At 42.6% G+C, this 7,157-nt stretch carries 9 protein-coding genes and 1 pseudogene; all 10 read left to right on the top strand.

The features are described 5' to 3' along the window. The first annotated feature begins 240 nt into the window (after positions 1-240). Positions 241-726 carry a pentapeptide repeat-containing protein gene (locus IM479_RS11215; protein ID WP_286827193.1) on the top strand — a complete coding sequence of 162 codons (486 nt, stop codon included), beginning with the start codon at positions 241-243 and terminating at the stop codon, positions 724-726. Between the two features lie 170 nt (positions 727-896). Then, positions 897-2,828: a transglycosylase domain-containing protein gene (locus IM479_RS11210; protein ID WP_287684235.1), complete on the top strand. Its 1,932-nt coding sequence runs from the start codon at positions 897-899 to the stop codon at positions 2,826-2,828. Continuing rightward, positions 2,829-2,972: a hypothetical protein gene (locus IM479_RS11205; protein ID WP_287684234.1), complete on the top strand. Its 144-nt coding sequence runs from the start codon at positions 2,829-2,831 to the stop codon at positions 2,970-2,972. It begins immediately after the preceding gene. Positions 2,973-3,070: 98 nt separating this feature from the next. Beyond that, a complete protein-coding gene (locus IM479_RS11200) occupies positions 3,071-4,024 on the top strand; it encodes a DUF4365 domain-containing protein (protein ID WP_287683267.1) in 954 nt (317 codons plus the stop codon). A gap of 217 nt (positions 4,025-4,241) precedes the next feature. Beyond that, positions 4,242-4,421: pseudogene (locus IM479_RS11195) on the top strand (ISL3 family transposase); the annotation flags it as partial. 34 nt (positions 4,422-4,455) lie between these two features. Then, entirely contained in the window at positions 4,456-5,031 is a 576-nt protein-coding gene (locus IM479_RS11190) for a Uma2 family endonuclease (protein WP_287684232.1), read from the top strand. Positions 5,032-5,195: 164 nt separating this feature from the next. Beyond that, positions 5,196-5,861 carry a DUF4145 domain-containing protein gene (locus tag IM479_RS11185; protein WP_287684230.1) on the top strand — a complete coding sequence of 222 codons (666 nt, stop codon included), beginning with the start codon at positions 5,196-5,198 and terminating at the stop codon, positions 5,859-5,861. Positions 5,862-6,052: 191 nt separating this feature from the next. After that, positions 6,053-6,301: a hypothetical protein gene (locus tag IM479_RS11180; protein ID WP_287684228.1), complete on the top strand. Its 249-nt coding sequence runs from the start codon at positions 6,053-6,055 to the stop codon at positions 6,299-6,301. Beyond that, positions 6,298-6,654 (top strand): type II toxin-antitoxin system PemK/MazF family toxin, encoded by a 357-nt coding sequence (locus IM479_RS11175; RefSeq protein WP_287684227.1) that lies wholly within the window; start codon positions 6,298-6,300, stop codon positions 6,652-6,654. Before IM479_RS11180 ends, IM479_RS11175 begins: the two co-directional genes overlap by 4 nt. A gap of 106 nt (positions 6,655-6,760) precedes the next feature. Beyond that, a partial coding sequence (locus tag IM479_RS11170) for a DNA adenine methylase (protein WP_287684226.1) occupies positions 6,761-7,157 on the top strand: 397 nt, incomplete at its 3' end.

Raw genomic sequence — 7,157 nt, 5'->3', positions numbered from 1 at the left:
TTCCCAAATGCGTTTAACCGCTATGGGATAGAGAGGTGCGTAGTTCACCCAAGGAGAATTAATCTCTCGAAGTAAAAGTGAAGGGAATTTCTGAAATGGAATTCAGTCTGTCTATATTTGACTATACTTTTACTAACTATAGGGAAGCGGGTAGTTCGAGCATTTGTACTAAAATTTCCAATAGGCGGTTTAAATGCAGTACAGCTTATTATAGAAAGGGTTGATTGATCAGGTGGCAATATGGCGCAATTTTCTCGCAAAACTCTACTAACCTTTTTTGCTAGTATATTAGTATTATTATTCTCCTTGGCTCCGGCCCAAGCGCTAAGTTATAATAATCGCAATTTGACCGATAACGACTTTGCGGGGCAGGATTTGCGCGATTCCACCTTCGATCACTCTAATCTGCGCGGTAGTAACTTCAGTCATGCCAATCTGGAAGGAGTACGCTTTTTTTCTGCCAACTTGGAGGGGGCCAACTTTAGCGATGCCAATATGAGAAATGTGGATTTAGAATCGGCCCGTTTAACCAAAGCCAACTTTACCAATGCCGTTCTCGAAGGAGCTTTTGCCACTAACATTTTAATCAAAGGTGCAATTATCGACGGGGCCGATTTTACCGATGCAATTATTCGCTCGGATGTGGAAAAATATCTTTGTGAGAGAGCGACGGGAACTAACCCAGTAACTGGCAGAAATACCCGCGATACCCTATTTTGTCGCTGATACCTAACTATGCTGCCCCGAATCGCGCTGTCATGACCGATCAAACTAGAGCCAGATCGGCCATAATTGCGGTAAGCTAGTATTCGATTTTTTAACAAAACCTTTAGAATAGACTTTCAAACCAGTTCGATCGATCAGTCCCCTCTTGGAAAAAGGAAATTGTAACCATCGTGTCCACCAGTACCCTCGGCAATCAAGACAAAGAGCAGAAACCTAATAGTGACTCGGATAGCTTTTTCCAAGGAGTCTCTAGAGTTGCAGGAGGAACCGCTCTCGGCCTGTTGATGGTATCCACGGCCGTGGTGACGGGGGCTGTGGTAGGATTAGCGATTAGTTACCGCAATCTACCCGATGTGAGGATTTTACGGGGTTACGTCCCCACGGAAACCAGTTATATCTACGATGTTAAAGGCAGACCCCTGACCAGCTTACACGGAGAAGCGAATCGGGAAGTGGTGGAACTCGATCAAATATCTCCCAATCTGAAACGCGCAGTGATGGCGATCGAAGATAGCCATTTTTATCACCATCGTGGTATTAATCCTAATAGTATCGGCCGGGCAGTAGTCGCTAACTGGAAAAGTGGCGGTGTGGTGGAAGGTGCATCTACTATCACCATGCAGTTAGTCAAAAATATTTTTCTTTCCCATCAGCGCACCGTTAGCCGTAAATTAGCCGAGGCAGTCCTGGCAGTACGAGTGGAACAGGTTTTTAGCAAAAATGACATTCTGGAAATGTACCTCAATAATATCTATTGGGGTCATAATAATTACGGAGTGCAAACCGCCGCTAAAAGTTATTTTAATAAACCCGCTGTCGAGTTAAATTTAGCAGAATCGGCGATGATGGCCGGATTAATCCAAGCGCCGGAAGTTTATAGTCCTTTTAATAATTATAAAACCGCCAAGGAAAGACAGGCACTGGTTCTCAGTCGGATGCGTAGCTTAGGTTGGATTACCCCCGCACAGGAAGAGGCCGCTTTAAAGGAACCTCTGAAACTGGGTAAACCCACCGCTTGGCAAGAAAGTAAATTACCCTACGTTACCGATGCAGTGGTGGCAGAATTGCGGCAAAAATTTGGCAAGGAAACCCTAACTAAAGGGGGAATGCGGATTCAAACCACGATCGATCTCGACTTTCAAAACATGGCCGAATCTACCATCCAACGAGCCTATAATAGCTTGCGTGGTCGCGGTATTCGTACCAAAGACCTACAAATTTCTCTGGTCGCAGTGGATCCCCGCACCCATTTCGTCAAGGCGCTCGTCGGTGGCGTTGATTACAATAAAAGTCAATTAAACCGCGCCATTCAATCCCGTCGTCAACCAGGGTCAGCTTTTAAACCTTTCGTCTATTATACTGCCTTCGCTAGTGGTCGTTTTACCCCTGAAACGGTGGTTAATGATGCTCCCATACGTTTTCGCGAGGCCGGCGGCTTCTATAGCCCAAAAAACTACGGTGGCGGCTATTCTGGTCAAGTTTCCCTGCGTAGCGCTCTGATGCAGTCTCTGAATATTCCCGCAGTTGTTCTCGGTCGTCGCGTCGGGTTGAATAAAGTCATTGAAGTCTGTCGTCTGTTGGGTTTCGAGAGTCCTTTAATTGCCGTGACTTCTTTACCTTTAGGTTCCGTGGATGTGACACCTCTGGAAATGGCGGGGGCCTACGCTACTTTTGCCAGTAATGGCTGGCATTCCGAGCCTACCTTTATCATGCGTGTTACTGATAGCCGTGGTAACGTCATGCTCGATAATACACCCAAACCGAAGCTAGTTTTAGACCCCTGGGCCACCGCTTCCCTTAATTCTGTGTTACAGGGAGTGATTCAGGGAGGAACAGCCACCTCGGCCCAAATCGGTCGTCCGGCAGCGGGAAAAACCGGTACTACCGATAACGAGAAAAATGTCTGGTTTGTCGGTTATGTTCCCCAATTAGCCACCGCGGTGTGGATTGGAGATGACCGAAACCGCACTTTAGGTAAAGGTATCACCGGTGGTGGTTTTGCCGCTCCCATTTGGCGCGATTTCATGGCACAAGCGCTTAAAAATGAACGGGTAGAATATTTTCCCTCTCCTTCTAAATTCCGCAAACCAACGGTTAAGTAGATGGTTAATCTAATTGGTTATGCCAGCGAACATTTTCGTGAAATAGTACGAACTTTGTTAGTCGTTGATCGCCATTGGAAGTACAATGAAGTTGTCAGTCCAATCACCCTAAATCGTGATTTTAGACGGAAACTGTCAGTCTAATAAATAGTTAGGCTGCTAAATCAGCATTGATGTTCATTACCTGCCGTCCCTCTCAATTGAAGCTGAGTTAAAATTGTAGGAAAATCTCAAGTGCCACAATGACCAGGTTACCTAAACGTACTAATTCTCAAAAGATCGGTGTCACTGCTGCCGATCTACTCAGTTCTTTTTTGGTTGAATTCTGCAACGTTATTCCTGTCCCTCAAGAGAGAGATTTAGGTATCGACTTCATTTGTGAAATTATGCAGGGGGGGCACCCAACTGGAAAGTTGTTTAATATTCAATGTAAAGGGAAAGAAGAAGCCAAATTAGAAAGTAATTCAATTACAGTTCCCATTAAAGTTGCAACCCTCAATTATTGGTTACTTCAACCAAATCCAACATTCCTGATTGTCGTTGATTGTCAAAACAGTTGTTTCTATTGGTCTTTTCCGCAGGATTTTCTCCGTTCACATAATAAAAATTGGCAGGAACAACAAACAGTCTCAATTCCAGTTCCTATCCAAAATCAGTTTGAGAAAGCTATAAACATATTACCTAGCCAAATTCTTTCAATAGTTAATTCACACGCCACTGTTGCTTCTAAAAACGGTGATTATCTCGGAACATTGACACTTGGAGATGCCATAAATAGAGCAGCTATTGATTATGGCTTATATGTGCTGAGTTCACCCTTCCATCGCCCTTTTCAGTATATGGGGATGTCTATCGCAGATGCGGCAAGGGCAGTTGGCGGTAAACCCAATAAAGTAGGCAACATTATCATTGACTCTGAGCAAGCTCATATGCTGTTAGAGGCAGAAGGAAATTTTATTAATTATGTAGATATTGAACTAAAAAAGACTGCTCCTTGGAGTCAGAGCCGACCGTTCGATTCTGAGGTGATTTTAGGAGTACTTAGTATTAACCCATCTGAGTTAGAACTAGCTCGTACACAAACACACTTCCACACGTATTACGACCACAAGAGAAAGTTAAAGATCAGTGTATCTTGTCAGTATGATGGCGCACCACTATCTGTAGGATTTAGCAGCAAGTATTATGGAGCATAAAATAAATAACCTGTTTTGTTGCATTTCGTCCCAACTAATTCAGTGCGATCGCTAATCGGCTCTTCTAGGTTTTGTGTGAGGATGGTGTAATTATATAGCGTTTCCCAATCTCATGAGGTACACCAAAATCTTAACTCCTGACTCCTCAAAACCTAAGACTCTGTACCTCACAACTAGGGAAATTGCTATAATAGTAATACAGAACAGGAGGTGGGTTATGTGGATAAATTTTGATCAACTCCTCGATTTACCAAATGTAACAGTGGTAAATTATCAAAAAATTGATGAGACAATTTCCCTAAAGCTTGCTCTTTTAAATGAAACAATTGAATGTCCGAATTGCCATCAAATCTTGGACAGAATCAATCAGACAGAGTATAATCTAGTCAGAGATTTATAATAAAGTCACAAAAAAACCTTTGCTTGAACCGATGACGACTTCCTTGACTCAGGGTATCAACCTTGAAGATTTCCTCAAATTGCCATATTTGGAGGATTCTCCAGCATGGGAATACCTGGATGGAGTCGCAATTCAGAAACCGATGCCTAAGACTCGACACTCTATCCTACAAAAACGTCTTTTAGCTGAGGTTGACAGCCACACTGCTGATTATACAGCCTTACCTGAGTTGCGATGTACCTTTGGCGGGCGTTCGATCGTTCCTGATGTTGCCGTAATTGCATGGAATCGAATTAACCTCAATCAAGCAGGTGAACCAGAGGACGACTTTACCGAAGCACCTGATTGGACTATCGAAATTCTTTCACCAGATCAAAAGGTAAACCGTGTAATTGACAACATTCTACATTGTTTAAAACATGGCAGTAAATTAGGATGGATGCTTGATCCAGATGATTATTCTGTTTTAATGTTTACGGACCAACAAGAGCCGGAAGTTTGCAGAGGGGATCACCAACTTAAGGTAATTGCAGGGGTTCAGTTGACACTGACTCCACAACAAATCTTTGCATGGTTAAAAGTTGGTCAAGCTAGACAAAGTAAGTAGAAGTCGGGGGAGAAGCACGAGGACTAACTTGGTCGTTAGACGGAATTCACTTCTTTTAAGGTTAAGTAAGTGGTTATAATTAAATTGAAGATAGATTTTGTCTTTGATCCCCCCTGCCTCCTTGATAAGGGTGGTATATGATAATTTTTAACACCTACCTACTTATGACGTTGAAAGAAGTTTTTAAGCAGCGATTTGAAGAGCTAGAGGAGCAAGCATCCCAATTAGAATCTTCTAAAAAAGTTCTCCGAACAGAGATAATTGGCGGCACCAATGAAGTCGATAGCAACTTACTTTTAAGCTGGAAGGTAAAAGTAAAAAACTTATTGTCTAAAGTTTGTGGTGAAGATTCTCAGCACTTCAAACAATTTGAGCGGGAAGAAGAGAGCGGGTATCATACAACTTATGGGATATTTAAGGCATTTAAAGCGGTATTTTTGGCAGCAAAAGAAGATTTTGAGGGTGGTTATCTCTCGTCTATTAAAACACTGGTTCAAGCCGAAGTTTTTGATTCTGAGCTTGAACAAGCAAATGAGCTTTTTTCTAGTGGTTATTATACCGCTGCGGCTGTGATTGCAGGAGTTGTGTTAGAGACGGCATTGCGAGAGTTATGTGATAGAAGTGGGATTCCGCATGGGAAGTTAGATAAAATGAATTCCGACTTGGCAAAAGCTGGTGTATATAACAAACTTAATCAAAAGCGAATAACAGCGATCGCAGACATTCGTAATAGTGCTGCCCATGGAAAACAGAATGAATTTACAGTTCAAGATGTTTCTGACATGATTAAAGATGTTAGCCGATTTCTTGCCGACTACCTTGTAGATTAGCTTGTCTAACAAGTGGGTTAGGAAATTATCGACATTGGGATTTTTCCCTATTGAATTATCACTGAACTGCTCCAACAAGCGATCGCTCAAAGCGTCTGAACGTCTTCCCTAGCCCGCTACGCGCTCAGGGACTCATGGGGGTTTGTTGAAGACGGCTGTTGGCCAGGATCTCTTATAATGGGGAAGTCGGAATGTTTTTTCTTCCTATGCCAGTAAGCGCTGAAGCTCTTAAGCAAGACTTGGATCGACTGACTGATAATCAGCTTCAGCAAGTGGCTGATTTTATCGCCTTGTTAAAGTTTCGCAGTCAGCGTCATCAGGCTGTTCTCGATCCAATGCAACTGGCCGATCTTTTTGCGGAGTTTGCTGATGAAGATCGCGCCTTTGCTGAAGAAGGGATGAATGAGTATGCAGTAATACTCCATCAAGAAGACCAATGATCACTAATCCTCTGAAACGGGGTGAAGTCTGGTTAGCCGACCTCAATCCAACTCAAGGTTCTGAACAAGCGGGCATTCGTCCCGTCATCATTTTCCAGAATGACCTTGTTTCCCAGTTCTCAACTACGATCATTGCTATTCCGCTCACCACCAACCAACGTCGCGCTGCTTTGCCTATATGCTTACTGATAGAACAGGGTAATGGTGGACTCGGGCAAGATTCTGTTGCCCTATGTTTTCAGATGAGAGTGCTGGATAAAACTCGTTTGATCCGCACACTGGGACAACTGAGTCCCGAAATAATTGCCCAATTGGAAGAAGTGGTTTTGGTAACCTTAGGATACGAGTCATAAATGTGGAATTAAATGGAATTCTTATGTGTATAGGCTACATATCAGGACCGGCACTCATGCAAGGGGCAAAAGATAATCAGTCTTTAATAAACGGATTTAGTATAAAATGTCAAAAATTAAAAGTCCTCTGCGTTATCCCGGTGGAAAATCCCGAGCAATTAAGCAAATTATGCCGCAAATTCCTGTGAATATTAGGGAATATCGAGAACCTTTTTTTGGTGGTGGCTCTGTGTTTTTTGCCGTTAAGCAACTCTTTGGACAACAAATAAAAACCTATTGGATTAATGACTTAAATTATGATTTATTTTGTTTCTGGCAATGCGCTCAAGAAAATATTGAGTTATTGGTAGCAAAAATAACAAAAATTAAACAAAAATATGATGACGGACGAGAATTATTTCAAGATTTGACAAGGGAAGATTTAAAGTTAACCGATTTTGAAAAAGCGGTGCGTTTTTTTATCTTAAATCGGATTACTTTTTCTGGAACGGTGGATTCGGGGG

Origin of the sequence: Microcystis sp. M165S2 (assembly GCF_020245885.1) — a bacterium.
Taxonomy (GTDB): Bacteria; Cyanobacteriota; Cyanobacteriia; order Cyanobacteriales; family Microcystaceae; genus Microcystis.
The sequence above is the reverse complement of the archived record's forward strand: the minus strand, read 5'-3'. Positions and strand labels throughout refer to the sequence as shown.